This is a genomic window from Streptomyces sp. NPDC005805, assembly GCF_040630445.1.
Taxonomy (GTDB): Bacteria; Actinomycetota; Actinomycetes; order Streptomycetales; family Streptomycetaceae; genus Streptomyces.
In genome coordinates this window covers 164,291-182,674 of the sequence record NZ_JBEXXN010000004.1, presented here as the reverse complement: position 1 = coordinate 182,674, position 18,384 = coordinate 164,291, and the positions used below count along the sequence as shown (strand labels likewise).

At 73.0% G+C, this 18,384-nt stretch carries 20 protein-coding genes and 5 tRNA genes; 14 read left to right on the top strand and 11 right to left on the bottom strand.

The features are described 5' to 3' along the window. Positions 1 to 19 precede the first annotated feature (19 nt). From ABZ457_RS04495 to ABZ457_RS04475, 5 genes are all read right to left on the bottom strand, one after another. Positions 20 to 1,273, bottom strand: a complete 1,254-nt coding sequence (locus ABZ457_RS04495) for an amino acid permease (RefSeq protein ID WP_359153741.1) — start codon at positions 1,271 to 1,273, stop codon at positions 20 to 22. 137 nt (positions 1,274 to 1,410) lie between these two features. Continuing rightward, positions 1,411 to 2,082 carry an alpha-ketoglutarate-dependent dioxygenase AlkB gene (locus ABZ457_RS04490; RefSeq protein ID WP_359153739.1) on the bottom strand — a complete coding sequence of 224 codons (672 nt, stop codon included), beginning with the start codon at positions 2,080 to 2,082 and terminating at the stop codon, positions 1,411 to 1,413. Continuing rightward, positions 2,079 to 2,612 (bottom strand): methylated-DNA--[protein]-cysteine S-methyltransferase, encoded by a 534-nt coding sequence (locus tag ABZ457_RS04485; protein ID WP_359153737.1) that lies wholly within the window; start codon positions 2,610 to 2,612, stop codon positions 2,079 to 2,081. The genes ABZ457_RS04490 and ABZ457_RS04485 overlap by 4 nt, the downstream gene beginning before the upstream one ends. Positions 2,613 to 2,777: 165 nt before the next feature. Beyond that, positions 2,778 to 2,852 (bottom strand) — tRNA-Ala (locus ABZ457_RS04480). Positions 2,853 to 3,020: 168 nt separating this feature from the next. Continuing rightward, positions 3,021 to 3,509, bottom strand: coding sequence for a YajQ family cyclic di-GMP-binding protein (locus ABZ457_RS04475; RefSeq protein ID WP_359153735.1), 489 nt, complete (start codon positions 3,507 to 3,509; stop codon positions 3,021 to 3,023). A gap of 193 nt (positions 3,510 to 3,702) precedes the next feature. Here ABZ457_RS04475 and ABZ457_RS04470 point away from each other — a divergent pair. Beyond that, positions 3,703 to 3,784, top strand: a tRNA-Tyr gene (locus tag ABZ457_RS04470). A gap of 71 nt (positions 3,785 to 3,855) precedes the next feature. Here the strand turns inward: ABZ457_RS04470 and ABZ457_RS04465 are convergent. The 4 genes from ABZ457_RS04465 to ABZ457_RS04450 form a co-directional block, all read right to left on the bottom strand. Continuing rightward, complete coding sequence (locus tag ABZ457_RS04465; protein ID WP_359153733.1) at positions 3,856 to 4,482, bottom strand: hypothetical protein; 627 nt, start codon at positions 4,480 to 4,482, stop codon at positions 3,856 to 3,858. A gap of 140 nt (positions 4,483 to 4,622) precedes the next feature. Next, positions 4,623 to 5,138 (bottom strand): GyrI-like domain-containing protein, encoded by a 516-nt coding sequence (locus tag ABZ457_RS04460; protein ID WP_359153730.1) that lies wholly within the window; start codon positions 5,136 to 5,138, stop codon positions 4,623 to 4,625. Between the two features lie 90 nt (positions 5,139 to 5,228). Beyond that, complete coding sequence (locus ABZ457_RS04455) at positions 5,229 to 5,885, bottom strand: SDR family oxidoreductase (protein WP_359153728.1); 657 nt, start codon at positions 5,883 to 5,885, stop codon at positions 5,229 to 5,231. A 137-nt stretch (positions 5,886 to 6,022) separates the two neighbouring features. After that, positions 6,023 to 7,285, bottom strand: a complete 1,263-nt coding sequence (locus tag ABZ457_RS04450; protein WP_359153726.1) for a hydrolase — start codon at positions 7,283 to 7,285, stop codon at positions 6,023 to 6,025. A gap of 305 nt (positions 7,286 to 7,590) precedes the next feature. On the opposite strand from ABZ457_RS04450, the gene ABZ457_RS04445 reads away from it, so the two are divergent. From ABZ457_RS04445 to ABZ457_RS04410, 8 genes are all read left to right on the top strand, one after another. Further along, positions 7,591 to 7,663 (top strand) — tRNA-Thr (locus ABZ457_RS04445). 42 nt (positions 7,664 to 7,705) lie between these two features. Then, positions 7,706 to 7,778 (top strand) — tRNA-Met (locus ABZ457_RS04440). Between the two features lie 120 nt (positions 7,779 to 7,898). Beyond that, complete coding sequence (rpmG, locus tag ABZ457_RS04435) at positions 7,899 to 8,063, top strand: 50S ribosomal protein L33 (RefSeq protein WP_003956487.1); 165 nt, start codon at positions 7,899 to 7,901, stop codon at positions 8,061 to 8,063. An 88-nt stretch (positions 8,064 to 8,151) separates the two neighbouring features. Next, positions 8,152 to 8,604 carry a MaoC family dehydratase N-terminal domain-containing protein gene (locus ABZ457_RS04430; RefSeq protein ID WP_359153724.1) on the top strand — a complete coding sequence of 151 codons (453 nt, stop codon included), beginning with the start codon at positions 8,152 to 8,154 and terminating at the stop codon, positions 8,602 to 8,604. After that, the gene (locus tag ABZ457_RS04425; RefSeq protein WP_359153722.1) at positions 8,604 to 9,032 is read left to right on the top strand and encodes a MaoC family dehydratase; all 429 of its coding nucleotides are present in this window, start codon (positions 8,604 to 8,606) and stop codon (positions 9,030 to 9,032) included. Before ABZ457_RS04430 ends, ABZ457_RS04425 begins: the two co-directional genes overlap by 1 nt. A gap of 157 nt (positions 9,033 to 9,189) precedes the next feature. Continuing rightward, positions 9,190 to 9,750, top strand: coding sequence for a TetR/AcrR family transcriptional regulator (locus ABZ457_RS04420; RefSeq protein ID WP_359153720.1), 561 nt, complete (start codon positions 9,190 to 9,192; stop codon positions 9,748 to 9,750). A gap of 136 nt (positions 9,751 to 9,886) precedes the next feature. Further along, positions 9,887 to 11,344 carry an MFS transporter gene (locus tag ABZ457_RS04415; protein WP_359153785.1) on the top strand — a complete coding sequence of 486 codons (1,458 nt, stop codon included), beginning with the start codon at positions 9,887 to 9,889 and terminating at the stop codon, positions 11,342 to 11,344. Between the two features lie 413 nt (positions 11,345 to 11,757). Beyond that, positions 11,758 to 12,813, top strand: coding sequence for a UDP-N-acetylmuramate dehydrogenase (locus ABZ457_RS04410; protein ID WP_359153718.1), 1,056 nt, complete (start codon positions 11,758 to 11,760; stop codon positions 12,811 to 12,813). Between the two features lie 13 nt (positions 12,814 to 12,826). Here the strand turns inward: ABZ457_RS04410 and ABZ457_RS04405 are convergent, their stop codons facing one another. Continuing rightward, positions 12,827 to 13,864 (bottom strand): adenosine deaminase, encoded by a 1,038-nt coding sequence (locus ABZ457_RS04405; RefSeq protein ID WP_359153716.1) that lies wholly within the window; start codon positions 13,862 to 13,864, stop codon positions 12,827 to 12,829. Between the two features lie 167 nt (positions 13,865 to 14,031). Continuing rightward, positions 14,032 to 15,258, bottom strand: coding sequence for a pyridoxal phosphate-dependent aminotransferase (locus ABZ457_RS04400; RefSeq protein ID WP_359153714.1), 1,227 nt, complete (start codon positions 15,256 to 15,258; stop codon positions 14,032 to 14,034). Positions 15,259 to 15,476: 218 nt separating this feature from the next. Between ABZ457_RS04400 and ABZ457_RS04395 the strand changes: the two genes are divergently transcribed. From ABZ457_RS04395 to rplA, 5 genes are all read left to right on the top strand, one after another. After that, positions 15,477 to 15,549: transfer RNA gene (locus ABZ457_RS04395), tRNA-Trp, on the top strand. Between the two features lie 109 nt (positions 15,550 to 15,658). Further along, on the top strand, positions 15,659 to 15,943 hold the full coding sequence (gene secE, locus ABZ457_RS04390) for a preprotein translocase subunit SecE (protein ID WP_359153712.1): 285 nt from the start codon (positions 15,659 to 15,661) through the stop codon (positions 15,941 to 15,943). 74 nt (positions 15,944 to 16,017) lie between these two features. Next, complete coding sequence (gene nusG / locus ABZ457_RS04385) at positions 16,018 to 16,920, top strand: transcription termination/antitermination protein NusG (protein WP_359153710.1); 903 nt, start codon at positions 16,018 to 16,020, stop codon at positions 16,918 to 16,920. 182 nt (positions 16,921 to 17,102) lie between these two features. Beyond that, a complete protein-coding gene (gene rplK / locus ABZ457_RS04380; protein ID WP_018847523.1) occupies positions 17,103 to 17,537 on the top strand; it encodes a 50S ribosomal protein L11 in 435 nt (144 codons plus the stop codon). A gap of 104 nt (positions 17,538 to 17,641) precedes the next feature. Then, positions 17,642 to 18,370 carry a 50S ribosomal protein L1 gene (gene rplA, locus ABZ457_RS04375; RefSeq protein WP_359153707.1) on the top strand — a complete coding sequence of 243 codons (729 nt, stop codon included), beginning with the start codon at positions 17,642 to 17,644 and terminating at the stop codon, positions 18,368 to 18,370. Positions 18,371 to 18,384: the final 14 nt, after the last annotated feature.

Here is an 18,384-nt window from a genome sequence, read left to right as displayed (position 1 = left end):
CGCGGACGCCCACGCGGGGTCAGGGCCCGTCGTTCCGGCCCGTTCCCGTGTGCCGCGCCCGCACCGCGTACAGCACGGCTCCCACCGCCAGCGCACCCGTGCCCGCCAGCACAGAGGACGCGGGCAGGGCGAACGCCAGCGCAAGACAGCCGGCCAGCCCGGCCCCGGCCGTGATCCGCACCGCGAGCCGGGAACCCAGCGTCCATGCCGAAGCGTTGGCCAGGGTGTAGTACACCAGCACGCCGAACGACGAGAAGCCGATCGCCCCGCGCACATCGACCGTCGCCGCCACCACCGCGGCGACGGCCCCCACGGCGATCTCCGCGTGGTGCGGCACCCGGTGGCGGGGATGCACCGCGGCCAGGGTGCGCGGCAGACGGCCGTCCCGGGCCATCGCCAGCGCCGTGCGCGAGACGCCGAGCAGCAGTGCCAGCAGCGACCCCAGCGCGGCCAGGACGGCGGCCACCCGGACCACGGGTGCCGGCCACGGCACCCCGGCCGCTTCCACGGCCTCGGCCAGCGGCGCCGACGCCTGCGCCAGCGCGCCCGCACCCAGCACGGAGAGGAGAGCGACGACGACCCCCGCGTAGACCACGAGCGCGATGCCCAGTGCCAGGGGCACGGCGCGCGGAATCGTCCGCGCCGGGTCCCGGACCTCCTCGCCGAGGGTGGTGATCCGGGCGTAACCGGCGAACGCGAAGAAGAGCAGCCCCGCCGCCTGGAGGACACCGCCCGCCGTCACATCCCCGCCCGGCGCCAGACGACCCGGATCGGCGGCCCCGGACGACAGCAGCACCACGGCCACGGCGACCAGGACGCCCAGCACCACGGCCACCACCACCCGTGTCACCCGGGCCGACTTCTGGACGCCCGTGCAGTTGAGCGCGGTCAGCGCCACGACCGCGGCCACCGCCACCGCGTGCTCCCGCCCCGGCCAGGCGTACGCGCCCACGGTCAGCGCCATCGCCGCGCAGGAGGCGGTCTTGCCGACGACGAAGGCCCACCCCGCGAGGTACCCCCAGAAGTCGCCGAGCCGCTCCCGGGCGTAGACATAGGTGCCGCCGGACGCCGGGTGCACCGCGGCCAGCCGTGCCGAGGACATCGCGTTGCAGTAGGCCACGCCTCCCGCCAGCGCGAGCCCGATCAGCAGCCCGGACCCGGCCGCGCCCGCGGCCGACCCCGGAGCCACGAAGATCCCGGCCCCCACCATGGCCCCGAGGCCGATCACCACGGCGTCGAACACCCCGAGACCGCGGCGCAGTTCACCCGTCATACGCCGCACCCTACTGAGCCGCGCGGCCGCACCCGGGGCGCCTCCGCCCGCACCCGGCACCTCGCACCCGGCACCTCGCACCCGGCACCTCGCACCCGGCACCTCGCACCCGGCACCCGCGCCCGGCACCCCGCGCCTCAGCCGAGGCCGGTCTCCCGGAGGGTGATGTTCAGCCGCCCGCCGGCCGGCCCGGCGTCCAGCCCGGAGGCCGGCCCGGCCGTGCCCGGGAACACCCGGGTCACCCCGTGGTACGCGAACCGCGAGGGCCCGCCGAACACGAACAGGTCCCCGCACCGCAGTTCGACGTCCGTCCAGGGCCGCCCGCGCGACGCGGTGTTCCCGAAGCGGAAGACGCAGGTGTCCCCGATGCTGAGGGACACCACCGGGGCGCCGGACCGCTCCTCCTTGTCCTGGTGCATGCCCATCCGCGCGGCCGCGTCGTAGAAGTTCACCAGCGCCGTGTCCGGGGCGTACGCCCGGCTCTCCGGCCCCTCCCCGCAGGCCGCGGCCACCGCCTCCCGCCCCAGGTCCGCCAGCCACCCGGGGAAGGCGGCCACCCGGGCGCCGTTCACATCGTCCGCCGTCCGGGAGTAGCGGTACGGCTGCCAGTGCCAGCCGACGCAGACGGTCCGCACCGACATCACCCCGCCGCCGGGGAGGACGGTGTGCCGCAGGGGCACCGGGCCGCGCGCCCAGTCGCGGCACGCCGCCACCAGCTCCCGCTGCCGGGCCGCCGGCAGCCAGTCGGGCACATGGACCGCGCCGGGCGCGACGGTCGTCCGCTCCCTCGGGAACAGGGTGTCGTTCACGAAGGCGGCGAGGCGGGTGAGGTGAGCGAGGGGAGCGAGCCCTCCAGCCGCAGCAGCCGGGCCTTGGACTCCAGCCCGCCCGCGTAGCCGCGCAGCGCGCCGTCCGCGCCGATCACCCGGTGGCAGGGCCGCACCACCAGCAGCGGATTGCGGCCGATCGCGGTGCCCACGGCCCGCACCCCGGCCGAGGCGGTGCCGACGGCCGCGGCGATCTGCCCGTAGCTCGCCGTGCGCCCGTAGGGCAACTCCTCCAGCGCGCGCCACACCCGCCGCTGGAAGTCGGTCCCGGTGCCGGTGAAGGCGAGGTCGAAGCGGGTCAGCTCACCGGCGAAGTACGCGTCGAGCTGCCGGCGGACCTCGCGGAACGCCTCGGGCCGGCGCCGCCAGTCGCCCTGGACCACGGCGGCGCCCTTCTGCCCGGGCAGCGACAGCGAGGCGAGCGCCGTCCCTCCGGGCGCCCCGGCCGACTCCTCGCCGACCAGCAGCAACTCGCCCAGCGGGCTGCCGGCGACCTCGTACACGGTGGCCATGGCGTGTGTCCTCCTCGTGGTGCGCGACCGCTTCCGCCCGTCCGCGAACGGTCCGTCCCTGTCGAGTCTGCGCCCTGCGCGGGGCCGGAGCTGGCGGAAATCCGACACGGCGTTCCGGTGCGCTGCCTCTTCCCGGCCGTCGGCCGGGGGGATGAGGAGAAGGGGGGCGGGGCGGCCGGATTCGAACCGGCGTCCTCCTCCATGCTGTGTAGGCGCACTACCTCTGTGCTACGACCCCGCCCTTGCGGCCGATCCTAGATGCCGGAGCGGCCGCACTCCCAGCGAGTTTCGGGCGACGGGCGCCAGGAGTGCGCGGGCTCCGGTCCCTCGCCGCCGGAACGCGGCGAGCCCGTCCGCACCGTGCGGACGGGCTCGGTACCGACCCGGGTCGGCGGTGGTTCACGAACCTCAGCGGTAGTTCACGAACTGCAGCGCGAAGTCGAAGTCCTTCTCGCGCAGCAGGGCCTGCACGGCCTGGAGGTCGTCGCGGCTCTTGGAGCTGACCCGCAGCTCCTCGCCCTGGACCTGCGCCTTGACGCCCTTCGGGCCCTCGTCACGGATGATCTTCGCGACCTTCTTGGCGTTGTCCTGGGAGATGCCCTCCTCGATGGAGGCGAAGATCTTGTACTCCTTGCCGGAGAGCTGGGGCTCGCCGGCGTCCAGCGCCTTCAGCGAGATCCCGCGCTTGACCAGCTTCGTCTGGAAGACGTCCAGGATCGCGTTCACACGGTCCTCGGAGTTCGCCTGCATCAGGATCTTCTCGCCGGACCAGGAGATCGAGGCGCCGACGTTCTTGAAGTCGTAGCGCTGGGTGATCTCCTTGGCGGCCTGGTTGAGGGCGTTGTCGACCTCCTGCCGCTCGACCTTCGAGACGATGTCGAAACTGGAGTCGGCCATGTCCTGTGGCTCCTTGTATCGGGTGGTGTGGAGGCGCGCCCGGAACCCCGGACCGCCCGGCCCAGCCTAGCCACCCGCCCGCCCTCCCAGCGCTGATCAATCCGGTGGCGAAGCACCCCTGCGCATCGGGTATCGTTTACGTCGTTGCCACGGAGCGGCCCCGCAGAGGGACCCCTTCCGGCAGCGATCCCATGGCGGTGTGCCCGAGTGGCCAATGGGAGCGGACTGTAAATCCGTCGGCTTAGCCTACCCAGGTTCGAATCCTGGCGCCGCCACGCGATGAAAGAGCCCGTGCTCTGCGGAAACGCAGCGCACGGGCTCTTTGTCGTCACCGGCCCCGGACCGCTCAGCGGCCCCCGCCCCCGTCCCCCGGTGGCAGGTCCCGGACGCCCGGGAGGGGCGGGAGGCCCGCGCGGGTCAGAGGGAGCGGGTCGTAGCCGGGGAGGGTGGCGCGGGTAGTGAGGGCTTCGGCGAGGGCCGTGGCGTAGGCGGCGGATTCGCGGGCGACCTCGACCGCGGTGTGGGCGCGCAGCGCCTCGACGCGTTCGACGTGGCCGTGCTCCTCGCGGCGTTCGGTCAGACGGCGTTCGTGGGCGAGGCGTTCGTGGCGGGCGGTGCGCCAGTGGCGGGCGGCGAGGGCGTAGGCCACGGCCGTCGCCAGGGCCCAGAGCAGGAGCGGCAGCCAGATGCCGTCCGCGTAGCCGGCGACCCCGGCGAGGGCGAGGCCGCCCGCCACGGCGAAGGCAGTGCCCGCGAGGACCCCGTCGCCGGCCCGGCCGAGGGAGGCGCAGGCACCCGCGGCGGCGGCGCCCGTGGCGAGGAGGGCCATCAGCGCCGCGTCGCCCGTGGAGTGCTCCGCGCCGTGGGCGTTCCAGATCCGGCCGAGGACGAGGACCGCCGTCGTCGCGAGGGCGGGCGCGGCCCTGGGGGCGAGGAGGGCGAGGGGGTGGTGGACGACGAGGGGCTGGTGCATCGGACACTCCTGGACGCGGGTCTGGGGATCCGCGTCCAGGACAACTCCGCCGCCCCGGGGGAGGGGCCCGGCCGCGCCGGTGGCCGCCTCAGAAGAACCCGAACGCCCGCCGGACGGGCGCATGGGCGTCCGCGCGGCCCTCAGTCCGCGAGCCGGAAGGCCAGTTCCGTCTCCCACTTGGACAGGTCCGGCTCCACGCGTGGGTCCGTCAGGTACGACTCCAGCCGGCACCCCCAGTGCTCGACCCCGTCCACCACGGTCATGTCCCACTCCAGGGCCTGGTCCCGCGCCCACTGGCGCAGCGCCTCGGTGACCCCGAACAGCTGGTCGGGGTGGCCGATATGGGTGGTCGTCACATAGCGGCCCGGCGGGAGGGCCGCCACGCCCACATCGCCCTCGGGCTGCGGCGCGACGGAGACCGGGATCCCCGCCTCGACCACCGACTCGCCCTCCAAGTCGACGGTGTTGTAGCGGAAGAAGGGGGCTCCGGCGAGGCCGGCGCCCTGGCCGACCAGCCAGTCGATGAGCTCGGGGAGCCGGTCGGCGATGGCCGCGAAGCCGTCCATCCGGACGGAACCGCGGATGTAGACGTACGGCTGCTCGTCCCGTTCGACGATCGACGGGCTGATCCGGGGTGCGGGTGTCGGTTGATTCATGGCTTCCTGACCTCGCGGAGGAACGGAACTCATCGGACGGAGGACGGAGGACGGAGGGCGGTGGGCGGGGGACGGGCGGACGGGGAACGGTCAGTTGCCCGCGACGTCCCGGACCGCGACCGACACCGGCACGTCCCCGCTGATGAGTTCCAGCGTGAGCCCCGCCGTCGCCGTGGACTCGGCCAGCTCCGCGAGGACGGCCGCCACGTCGTCGCGCGGCACCGGGCCCCGGCCCGTCGAGGCGGCGAGGTGGACCAGGCCCTTGCCCGCGTCGTCGGTGAGCTGACCGGGGCGCAGGACCGTCCAGTCGAGGCCGTCCCTGGCGCGGACGTGGTCGTCCGCCTCGCCCTTGGCGCGCAGATAGACGTCGAAGACCTCGTCGCCCCGGTGGCCCGGGTCCGCGCCCATGGAGGAGACGATGATGTACCGCCGTACGCCCGCCTGTTCGGCCGCGTCGGCGAAGAGGACGGCGGCGCCGCGGTCGACGGTGTCCTTGCGGGCGGTCCCGCTGCCCGGCCCGGCCCCGGCGGCGAAGACGGCCGCGTCCGCGCCTTCGAGCACCTTCGCGGTCTCGGCGAGGGAGGCGGACTCCAGGTCCAGGACGACGGGTTCGGCGCCCGCGTCCCGCAGGTCGGCCGCGTGGTCGGGGTTGCGGATGATGCCCACGGGGGTGTGCCCGGCCGCCGAGAGCAGGCGTTCGAGACGGAGTGCGATCTGACCGTGTCCACCAGCGATGACAATGCGCATGCCTCCGACCGTACGTCGGGTCGGCGGCCCGTGCCCGGGAGGCGCCCCGCACCGCCCCGCGCCCGGCCCCGCAGGTTGGACCGGGCCCCGCACCGCCCCGCGCCCGGCCCCCGCGCGCCGGACCCGTGCCCGGGCCCTCACGCTCCCCGGCTCACCCCCGGCTGCGGCGGACCCGTGTCCGGGCGCCCCTGCCGCGGGAGTTCGAGCGCGACCGCCGCCGCCGAGTCGCAGTACTCGCGCACCGCGCTCGTCCGCGCCACGACCCGCCCCCGGTGAATGACGATCCGGCTGTACGCGAGGGACAGGGCCCCCGACAGCCGCTCGCCCCGCACCGCGAGCAGTTCCGCCGGGAACCCCGCCTCGACCCGCACCTCCGGCAGTCCCATCAGCTCCCGCGCCCCGCCCGCCACGCACCCGTAGGCGTCCGAGGGCCGCATCCCGGACTGCGAGGCCAGCAGATACGCGGCCTCCAGCGGATCCCCCCGGCCCACCGGATTGCACACCGTGTCCCGCAGCGCCCCGCTGCCCGCCGCCACCCGCACACCCGCCGCGCGCAGCAGCCGGACGGGCGCGTTCCCGCGGTGCTCGACGCCCGAGCAGCCGCCCTGGGGGAGGGAGACGACGCCGACCCCGGCGGCCGCGAGCCGGTCGGCGGTCCGGGCGGCGACATCGCGCGGCAGCGCGGCGAGCCCGGCGCACGGCCCCAGGGCCACCCCGGGCCGCAGCCCGCCGGCCATCGCCGCCAGCCGGGCGAGGCGCGCCGGGTCGTCCCCGTGTGTGTGCAGATCGACCGCGCAGCCGTACTCGGCGGCGATGTCGAGGACGGTCTCCGCGTAGCCGGTCGGATCGGGGTCGGTGTCCGGGCAGCCGCCGACCACGCCGGCGCCCATCTTCATGGCGTCCCGCAGCATCGCGACCCCGTCGGCGCCCGCCGCCCCGGTGAGCAGCCGGGGCACGGCGACGGGCGTCAGTTCGGCGAGGCCGCCCAGTGCGCGCCGGGCCTGGAGGACGGCCTCCAGGGCGCCCAGCCCCGCCACGTCCCCGACCCGGACGTGGCAGCGCAGGGCGGTCGCGCCGTGGCCGAGCTGGAGGAGGGCCGCCTCGGTGGCGCGGCGCTGGATGTCGGCGGGGGCGTACGAGACGGGGCCGGGGGTGTCCGCGCTCAGCGCCGTGTCGCCGTGCAGATGCGGTTCGGCGGGGGCGGGGAGCAGCAGATGGCCGGAGAGGTCGAGGCGGACCGGGTGCGGGGGCAGGCTGCCCGCGGTGCCGACCGCCTCGATGCGTCCGCCGCCGAGCCGGACGTCGACCGTGCGCCCGTCGGTGAGGCGGGCGCCGCACAGGAGCAGTGCGGTGGAGTCCGGGGGCGTGCCGCCGTGGGGCTGCGGCTGGCTGTCGGGCATCTGGCTCCTGTGCGGCTGCGGCCGGTACCGGAAAGGATCACTCAGCGTGAGTCGAGACTAGGGGCGCGCGAGGGGCGCTTCGAGGAGGAGGGAAATAGTCGTACCGGCGGGGTCGCGGGAGCCGTGCCGGCGGGGGCGGGAGCGGCAGCGGTCCGGGAGCCGGCGAGGGCCCCGGAACAGGCCCGGATCGGCGCCCGGAAGTCACCCGCGCGGGAGGGCGAAGAGGAGCGGGCACAGGGGTGGACAGAGCCCCGGGAAACGGATTTGGGCGATTGGCGGGCGACCGTGTAATGTCTTCATCGCTCGCCCCAATAGCTCAGTCGGTAGAGCGTCTCCATGGTAAGGAGAAGGTCTACGGTTCGATTCCGTATTGGGGCTCTGGTGTGAGGGATCCGCCCTCGGGCGGATCCGGATCATCAAAGCGGTGTAGCTCAGTCGGTAGAGCAAGCGGCTCATAATCGCTGTGTCACCGGTTCAAGTCCGGTCACCGCTACACACGGTAGCCGATTGTGGGGTCGGTCCTTCGATCGGCTACTCTTTTATGTCCCCCGACGCCTGACCGAGGCGTGGGAGGGCGACCCATCCGTCCATCCGTCCGTCAAGGAGCACTCACGTGGCTGCCACCGACGTCCGCCCGAAGATCACGCTGGCCTGCGTGGAGTGCAAGGAGCGGAACTACATCACCAAGAAGAACCGGCGCAACAACCCGGACCGTCTTGAGATGAAGAAGCACTGCCCGCGCTGCAACTCGCACACGGCGCACCGCGAAACGCGCTGAACCAGGCTCGTACACGAGGCCGCCCCCGTCGGGGGGCGGCCTCGTGTCGTTTCACTTGTGTCGTTTCAACCGAGGAGGGAGCCAGCCCATGGCGCTCGACCAGTCGTTCGTCGGGCGGACGTACCCGCCCACCGCGCCGTACGAGGTGGGGCGGGAGAAGATCCGCGAGTTCGCCGAGGCGATCGGTGACGCCAACCCCGTGTACACGGACCCGGCGGCGGCCGCCGCATACGGCCACCCCGAGGTGATCGCCCCGCCGACCTTCGTGTTCGCGATCACCTTCAAGGCGGCGGGCGCCGTGGTGGAGGACCCGCAACTGGGCCTGGACTACAGCCGCGTGGTGCACGGCGACCAGAAGTTCGCCTACCGCCGTCCGGTCCGCGCCGGCGACCGGCTCTCCGTCACCTCCACGATCGAGGCGATCAAGTCCCTGGCGGGCAACGACATCCTCGACATCCGCGGCGAGGTGCACGACGAGGCGGGCGAGCACGTGGTGACCGCGTGGACCAAGCTGGTGGCGCGCGCCGCCGAGGAGGCGTGATGGCAGCGAAGATCGCGTACGACGAGGTCGAGGTCGGCACCGAACTGTCGGCGCGGAGCTTCCCGGTCACCCGCGCCACCCTGGTGCGGTACGCGGGGGCCTCGGGCGACTTCAACCCGATCCACTGGAACGAGAGGTTCGCCGTCGAGGTCGGGCTGCCGGACGTCATCGCGCACGGCATGTTCACCATGGCCGAGGCCGCCCGTGTGGTGACGGACTGGCTGGGCGACCCGGGCGCGGTCGTGGAGTACGGGGTCCGCTTCACCAAGCCGGTCGTCGTGCCCAACGACGACAAGGGTGCCGTGATCGAGGTCAGCGGCAAGGTCGCCGCCCTGCTGGACGACAAGCGGGTGCGGGTCGACCTGACGGCGACGAGCGCGGGACAGAAGGTCCTCGGCATGTCCCGGGCCGTCGTCCAGCTCTCCTGAACGCACCTCACCCTGAACGCAGCTCTCCTGAACGGCGCGGGTCTCTCCTGGACAGCGCAGACAGTGGCCCCCGGGGCGGCCGTGCCGAGGTGCGCGGCCGCTCCGGCGCGCGTCCAGGGGCTTGCGAGATAAGTGATTGGTCACTAACTTGGCTCCCATGGTCAGGATGAGTGCGGAGGAGCGGCGCGAGAGCGTGGTGCGCGCGGCGGTCACCGAGTTCGCGCGGGCCGGGTACCAGGGCACGTCGACGGAGGTCATCGCCCGCCGGGTCGGCGTCTCCCAGCCGTACCTGTTCCGCCTCTTCCCGAACAAGCAGGCCATCTTCCTCGCCGCGGCCGAACGCTGCATCGCCGACACCCGCCGGGTCTTCGACGAGGCGGCCGACGGTCTGACGGGGGAGGAGGGGTTGGAGGCGATGGCCACCGCGTACCAGCGGCTCATCGCGGAGGACCCCGACAAGCTGCTGATGCAGATGCAGATGTACGTCGCGGTCGCCGCGGCCGAGGCGGCGGGCGACCACGCCTTCGGCGAGCAGCTGCGCGCCGGGTGGCTGGAGCTGTGGGACACCGTGCAGGCCCGCCTCGGGGCGGACGTGAACGAGACCACCACCTTCCTCGCCTTCGGCATGCTGATCAACGTCCTTGTCGCGATGGGGTTTCCGGCGGACCATCGCGTCTGGTCCGGCTTCTACATCGCCGCCCGGCCCGCCGGGGAGTGAGTGCGGGTCCGGTCCCGGGCCGGGTCCGGAGTCCGGGGTTCTTTCTGTCCGCAGAAATTAGTGATCAATAACTAATCCGCAGGGGGAAGCAGTGCACGAGAACCACCTCGACAAGCCGTCCGGGACGCCGCCGCCCGTGCCGCGGGCCACCACCGTCTGGACCCTCGTGATCACCAGCGTCGCCGGATTCATGGCGGCCCTCGACAACCTCGTCGTCACCACCGCCCTGCCCTCGATCCGGGCCGACCTCGGCGGGGACATCGCCGACCTGGAATGGACGGTGAACGCGTACACCCTCAGCTTCGCCGTGCTGCTGATGCTCGGCGCCGCGCTGGGCGACCGCTTCGGCCGCCGCAGGCTGTTCGTCGTGGGGCTCGCGGTCTTCACCGCCGCGTCCGCCGCGGCCGCGCTCGCCACGGGGATCGGCGGGCTGGTCGCGGCCCGGGCGGTCCAGGGCGTCGGCGCGGCGATCATGATGCCGCTCACCCTGACCCTGCTCACCGCCGCGGTCCCGGCGGCCCGGCGCGGAGCCGCCCTCGGCGTCTTCGGCGCGGTCACCGGGCTCGCCGTCGCGAGCGGCCCGCTGGTCGGCGGCAGCCTCACCGAGCACATCTCCTGGCAGTGGATCTTCTGGCTGAACGTGCCCGTGGGGCTCGTCCTGCTCCCGCTCGCCCGGCTGCGCCTCACCGAGTCCCGCGCGCCGGGCGCCCGGCTGGACGTGCCCGGCACCCTGCTGCTGAGCGCCGGACTCTTCGGCGTCGTCTACGGGCTGGTGCACGGCGAGGGCCACGGCTGGACGAGCCCCCGGGTCCTGCTCGGGCTCGTCGCCGGCACCGTCCTCCTCCTCGCGTACGGGTGGCACGGCACCGTGGCCCGCGCGCCGATGCTGCCGATGCGGCTCTTCCGCGACCGCGGCTTCTTCGGCATCAACATCGCCAGCCTGCTGATGTTCCTGGGCATGTTCGGCTCGATCTTCCTGCTGAGCCAGTTCCTTCAGGGCGTCCTGGGCTACTCGCCCACCGAGGCGGGGCTGCGGATGCTGCCCTGGACGGGGATGCCGCTGCTGGTCGCGCCCTTCGCGGGCTGGCTCTCCGACCGGATCGGCGGCCGCCCGGTGGTCGCCACCGGACTCGCCTTCCAGGCGCTGGGGCTCGCCCTGTTCGCGATCGTCCTGGAGCCCGGCGTCTCCTACGCGGCGCAGCTGCCCGGCCTGATCCTCGGCGGCATCGGCATGGCGCTCTACTTCGCCCCGGCGGCCAGCGTGGTGATGTCCAGCGTCCGCCCCGCCGAACAGGGCATCGCCTCCGGCGCCAACAACGCCCTGCGCGAGGTCGGCGGCGCGCTCGGCGTCGCGGTGATGGGCGCGGTGTTCGCCGCGCGGGGCGGCTACGAGACCCCGCAGACCTTCAGCGACGGCACCGTCCCCGCGCTGTGGACGGGCGCGGCGGTGGTGGCCGTCGCCGCGCTGGTGGCCCTGCTGATCCCGGGCCGCCGGGCGGCGGCGGGCACGCATCCCGCCGAGCACGCGGCCGCGCCCGGGGCCCCGGCCGCGGCCGCGGCTCCGGAGCGGCCGGCCCGCTCGGCGGCCGTCTGAGCCCGGGGGCGCGCCCGGCCTGCCGCGCCCGTCCCGGGTTCCGCGCCGGGCCCGGCCGCGGCCCCGCCGGGCTCGCCCGGACCGGGCACGCCCGGGGCTCGGCCCGGGGGCCGTCGGGCCCTGGCGAGACCGCCTGCCCCGGACCGGCACGGGAGGCTGTGGTCCGGCGACGGCCGGCCGCGCTCCGGTCCCTCGCCCGCGCCGCTGGACCGGCCCCGGACTGGGTCCTGGGTACATGCCCCCTCCCGGGCTCCGGCATGTGCGGGGCCCCGCCCGCCCAGGGGCCCTGCCCGGACGCCCGGCCACGGTCCGCGCGGCCCACCCCCGGGCTCCCGCTCCGGGGCCGGGGGCGGGTCGACCGCCCCCCGCCCCGCGGCCCGGGGCTGGGCCGCGCGGACCGTAGTCTTGTCCCCGTGCAGGTACTCCACGACGCCCCCCTCGCCCCCCTGACCACCTTCCGGCTCGGCGGGCCCGCCGCGCGGTTGGTGGTCGCCACCACCGACGACGAGGTCGTCGCCGCGGTCAGGGAGGCGGACGACGCCGGGACGCCGTTGCTGATCATCGGCGGCGGCAGCAACCTCGTCATCGGCGACAAGGGCTTCGACGGCACCGCCCTGCGCATCGCCACCACCGGCTTCGCCCTCGACGGCACCCGGCTGGAGCTGGCCGCGGGCGAGGTCTGGACCGACGCCGTCACCCGCACCGTCGAGGCCGGTCTCGCCGGTGTCGAGTGCCTCGCCGGCATCCCCGGCTCCGCCGGCGCCACGCCCATCCAGAACGTCGGCGCCTACGGCCAGGAGGTCTCCGAGACCGTCACGGAGGTCGTCGCCTACGACCGCGTGGCCCGCGAGACCGTGACCCTCTCCAACGAGGAGTGCGCCTTCTCCTACCGGCACAGCCGCTTCAAGGAGCACCCCGAGCGCTATGTCGTCCTGCGCGTCCGCTTCGGGCTGGAGGACGCGGGCGGGCTCTCCGCCCCCCTGCGCTACGCGGAGACCGCGCGCGCCCTCGGCGTCGGGACGGGCGAGCGTGTCCCGGTCGGCGACGCCCGCGCCAAGGTCCTCGCGCTGCGCGCCGGCAAGGGCATGGTCCTCGACCCCGAGGACCACGACACCTGGTCGGCCGGGTCCTTCTTCACCAACCCGATCCTGGACGCCGCCGCGTACGCCGTCTTCCTCGACCGGGTCCGCGACCGCCTCGGCGACGGCGTCGCCCCGCCCGCGTACCCCGCGGGGGACGGGCTGACCAAGACCTCCGCCGCCTGGCTGATCGACAAGGCCGGCTTCACCAAGGGCTACGGCAACGGGCCCGCCCGGATCTCCGGCAAGCACACCCTCGCCCTCACCAACCGGGGCGAGGCGACCACCGAGGACCTGCTGGCCCTCGCCCGCGAGGTGGTGGAGGGCGTGCGCGAGGCCTTCGGCGTCACCCTGGTCAACGAGCCCGTGACCGTCGGCGTCACCCTCTGACGGAACCGCCGGTTCAGGCCGGGACCGGCGCCGGCGCGGCCAGCCAGTCGTCCACGCCCGCCAGCAGCTTCGCCCGGACGTCCTCCGGCGCCGCCGACCCCCGCACCGACTGCCGGGCCAGCTCCGCCAGTTCCGCGTCCGTGAAGCCGTGGTGGGTCCGGGCCAGCTCGTACTGGGCGGCGAGCCGGGAGCCGAAGAGCAGGGGGTCGTCGGCGCCCAGGGCCATCGGGACCCCCGCGTCGTACAGGGTCCGCAGCGGCACGTCCTCCGGCTTCTCGTACACCCCGAGCGCCACGTTGGACGCCGGGCAGACCTCGCAGGTGATCTGGCGTTCGGCCAGCTTGCGCAGCAGCCGGGGGTCCTCCGCCGCGCGCACCCCGTGCCCGATCCGGGCCGCGTGCAGATCGTCGAGGCAGTCGCGCACCGAGGCCGGGCCGGTCAGCTCGCCGCCGTGCGGGGCCGCCAGCAGACCGCCCTCCCGGGCGATGGCGAAGGCGCGGTCGAAGTCCCGTGCCAGGCCCCGGCGCTCGTCGTTGGAGAGCCCGAAGCCGACGATGCCCCGGTCCGCGTAGCGCACGGCCAGCCGGGCCAGGGTCCGCGCGTCCAGCGGATGCTTCATCCGGTTCGCCGCGACCAGCACCCGCATCCCGAGGCCCGTCTCCCGGGAGGCGGAGTCCACCGCGTCGAGGATGATCTCCAGCGCCGGGATCAGCCCGCCCAGCCGGGGCGCGTACGAGGTCGGGTCCACCTGGATCTCCAGCCAGCCGGACCCGTCCCTGATGTCCTCCTCGGCCGCCTCGCGCACCAGGCGCACGATGTCCTCCGGCTCGCGCAGGCAGGACCGGGCCATGTCGTACAGCCGCTGGAAGCGGAACCAGCCCCGTTCGTCCGTGGCCCGCAGCTTCGGCGGCTCCCCGCCGGTCAGCGCCTCCGGCAGGTGGACGCCGTACTTGTCCGCGAGTTCGAGGAGGGTGGCGGGGCGCATGGACCCGGTGAAGTGCAGGTGCAGATGGGCCTTCGGGAGAAGAGAGAGATCGCGTACGTGCTCCATCGGTAGATCCTGCCTCAGCGGACGCCGGACCGGCAGGGGGTTTCCCCGATCGGGCGCTTGCCCGAACGCACGACGGACCCCGGCACCCCGCGCACCGGCCCCGGGGACGCGGACGGCGCCCGCCCCGGAGACCGGAACGGGCGCCGCCACCGCGCGGGGGCCGAGGGCTACGCCTTCGCCTCCGCCAGCAGCTTCTGGATCCGGGAGACGCCCTCGACCAGGTCCTCGTCGCCGAGCGCGTACGACAGGCGCAGATAGCCGGGGGTGCCGAACGCCTCGCCGGGCACGACCGCGACCTCGACCTCGTCCAGGATCAGCGCCGCCAGCTCCACGGAGGTCTCCGGGCGCTGCCCCCGGATCTCCTTGCCCAGCAGGCCCTTCACCGACGGATAGGCGTAGAACGCGCCCTCCGGGACCGGGCAGACGACGCCGTCGATCTCGTTGAGCATCTTCACGATCGTCTGGCGGCGGCGGTCGAACGCCTTCCGCATCTCCGCCACCGCGTCCAGGTCGCCCGAGACGGCGGCCAGCGCCGCGATCTGGGCGACGTTGGAGACATTGGAGGTGGCGTGCGACTGGAGGTTGGTCGCGGCCTTGACCACGTCCTTCGGGCCGATGATCCACCCCACGCGCCAGCCGGTCATCGCGTACGTCTTCGCCACGCCGTTGACGACGACGCACTTCTCGCGCAGCGCCGGGACCAGCTGCGGGAGGGAGGTGAAGCTCGCGTCGCCGTAGACCAGGTGCTCGTAGATCTCGTCGGTGAGGACCCACAGACCGTGCTCGGCCGCCCACTCGCCGATGGCCCGGGCGTCGGCCTCGCTGTAGACGGCGCCGGTCGGGTTGGACGGGGAGACGAAGAGGACGACCTTGGTCTTCTCCGTGCGCGCGGCCTCCAGCTGCTCCACCGAGACCCGGTAGCCGGTGGTCTCGTCGGCGACGACCTCGACCGGCACACCGCCCGCGAGGCGGATCGACTCGGGGTAGGTGGTCCAGTACGGCGCGGGGACGATGACCTCGTCGCCCGGGTCGAGGATCGCGGCGAACGCCTCGTAGATGGCCTGCTTGCCGCCGTTGGTCACCAGGATCTGCGCGGGGTCGACCTCGTAGCCGGAGTCCCGCAGGGTCTTCTCGGCGATCGCCTTCTTCAGCTCCGGCAGACCGCCGGCCGGGGTGTAGCGGTGGTACTTCGGGTTGCGGCACGCCTCGACGGCCGCCTCGACGATGTAGTCGGGCGTCGGGAAGTCGGGCTCACCCGCGCCGAAGCCGATCACCGGACGCCCGGCGGCCTTGAGGGCCTTGGCCTTGGCGTCCACGGCGAGGGTCGCGGACTCGGAGATCGCGCCGATGCGGGCGGAGACCCGGCGCTCGGTGGGAGAGGTTGCAGCGCTCATGCGGCCCATGCTCCCAGACCGCGAAGAGGCGCGGCACACAGGTTTCGAAGAGCGGACAAGAGTGGTCGGAAAGGGACCCCCGCCCCCGCCGCGCGGGATCGTGTTCGACGCCGGGCCTGCGACCACGTACACTCAACCGTCGTTGGCCTTCACCAGCCACATCCACACCGGGCACTTAGTGCATCCGGCCGGATGCGGTAGGTTGGGGGACGCAACAAAGGGTCGTAGCTCAATTGGTAGAGCACTGGTCTCCAAAACCAGCGGTTGGGGGTTCAAGTCCCTCCGGCCCTGCTACACACACCTATCGCCAGGATGTGTGCGCATGTACGTACTTCCATGCATAGCCGTGCGGCTCCACCGGGCGCGGCACGGCCACGACCCGGGAATCAGGTGAGAGATCGTGACGGACGCCGTGGGCTCCATCGACATGCCTGATGCCGAGGACGAGTCGCCGGACTCGAAGAAGCCCCGCAAGGGTGGCAAGCGCGGCAAGAAGGGCCCGCTCGGCCGCCTCGGGCTGTTCTACCGCCAGATCGTCGCGGAACTGCGGAAGGTCGTCTGGCCGACGCGCAGTCAGCTCACGACCTACACCACCGTGGTGATCATCTTCGTTGTCATCATGATCGGCTTCGTGCTCGTGATTGACTTTGGCTTCCAGGAAGCAGTCAAGTACGTCTTCGGCTGATCCGCGGAGGGCGCCGGCACTCGGCGCCCCTTTCGCATGTTCCACCCATCTGTATCCAGGAAGAAGCAGCCACCGTGTCTGACCCGAACCTGAACGACGCCGCACAGTCCGGCGAGAGCTTCGAGTCCCGCGAGGACGAGCTCGACATCGTCGAGGCGTCGGACGCGGTGGAGCCGGACCAGGCCGAGGCCGCCGATCTCGCCGCGGGCGAGCCGGCCGAGGAGGCCGCGCTGCACGTCGAGGACGAGGCCGGCACCGAGCTCGCGGACGCCGAAGAAGCCGCCGAGGCCGTGGAAGCCGAGGCCGACGCGGAGGCCGAGGTCGAGGAGACCGAGGCGGACGCGGAGCCCGAGGCCCCGGTCGACCCGGTCGCCGCGCTCCGCGACGAACTGCGTGGCCTGCCCGGCGAGTGGTACGTCATCCACACCTACGCGGGCTACGAGAAGCGCGTGAAGGCCAACCTGGAGCAGCGCGCCGTCTCGCTCAACGTCGAGGACTTCATCTACCAGGCCGAGGTCCCCGAGGAAGAGATCGTCCAGATCAAGAACGGCGAGCGCAAGAACGTCCGGCAGAACAAGCTGCCCGGCTATGTGCTCGTCCGCATGGACCTGACGAACGAGTCCTGGGGCGTCGTCCGCAACACCCCCGGTGTCACCGGCTTCGTGGGCAACGCCTACGACCCGTATCCGCTGACCCTGGACGAGATCGTGAAGATGCTCGCCCCGGAGGCCGAGGAGAAGGCGGCCCGCGAGGCGGCCGAGGCCGAGGGCAAGCCGGCGCCCGCCCGCAAGGTCGAGGTGCAGGTGCTGGACTTCGAGGTCGGCGACTCGGTCACCGTCACCGACGGCCCGTTCGCGACCCTCCAGGCCACGATCAACGAGATCAACGCCGACTCGAAGAAGGTCAAGGGCCTTGTCGAGATCTTCGGCCGCGAGACCCCGGTCGAGCTGAGCTTCGACCAGATCCAGAAGAACTGAGTCTTCAGAACTGAGTCTTTCTGGACGCAACGCTTCCGAACAGGTCAGACCCCCTGCTGAAGGCGGTCTGACCTGCTCGGTTTTTGGCCGCGCATCGATACCCGTTATCGTTGTGCGGTATGCCTCCATCCGGATGATCGGTTGGCAGGCGGATCACTCTCACTAGGACCCGGAGAGAGCACATGCCTCCCAAGAAGAAGAAGGTCACGGGGCTCATCAAGCTCCAGATCCAGGCCGGCGCGGCCAACCCGGCTCCGCCGGTCGGCCCCGCGCTCGGTCAGCACGGCGTCAACATCATGGAGTTCTGCAAGGCCTACAACGCCGCGACCGAGTCGCAGCGTGGCATGGTCGTGCCGGTGGAGATCACGGTCTACGAGGACCGTTCCTTCACCTTCGTGACCAAGACTCCGCCGGCCGCCAAGCTGATCCTCAAGGCCGCGGGTGTGAACAAGGGCTCCAGCGAGCCGCACAAGACCAAGGTCGGCAAGCTGACGCGGGACCAGATCCGCGACATCGCCAGCACCAAGATGCCGGACCTGAGCGCCAACGACCTCGACGCCGCCGAGAAGATCATCGCCGGCACCGCCCGTTCCATGGGCATCACGGTCGAGGGCTGACGCTCCCCGTTCACCCCCTCAGTGGCAGGGCCGGCGCGGCCCGGACCACGACTCCACACCTGCCAAGCGGCGACGCCGCCTGGTGTTACTCCACAGGAGAAGCAGTGAAGCGCAGCAAGGCCCTCCGCGGCGCGGACGCCAAGATCGACCGGGAGCGGAACTACGCCCCGCTCGAGGCCGTCCGTCTCGCCAAGGACACCGCCACCACCAAGTTCGACGGCACCGTCGAGGTCGCCTTCCGCCTGGGCGTCGACCCGCGCAAGGCCGACCAGATGGTCCGCGGCACCGTCAACCTTCCGCACGGCACCGGCAAGACCGCCCGGGTCCTGGTCTTCGCGACCGGTGACCGTGCTGCGGCCGCGGAAGCCGCTGGCGCCGACATCGTCGGCTCCGACGAACTGATCGACGAGATCTCCAAGGGCCAGCGCCTGAACGAGTTCGACGCGGTCGTCGCCACCCCGGACCTCATGGGCAAGGTCGGCCGCCTCGGCCGCGTGCTCGGTCCGCGTGGCCTGATGCCGAACCCGAAGACCGGCACCGTCACCATGGACGTCGCCAAGGCCGTCAACGAGATCAAGGGCGGCAAGATCGAGTTCCGCGTCGACAAGCACTCGAACCTGCACTTCATCATCGGCAAGGTCTCCTTCGACGAGACGAAGCTGGTCGAGAACTACGCGGCGGCGCTGGAGGAGATCCTCCGTCTGAAGCCGTCTGCCGCCAAGGGCCGCTACATCAAGAAGGCGACCCTGACCACGACGATGGGCCCCGGCATCCCGCTGGACTCCAACCGCACCCGCAACCTCCTCGTCGAGGAGGACCCGGCCGCCGTCTGAGAGTTGACGGCAGC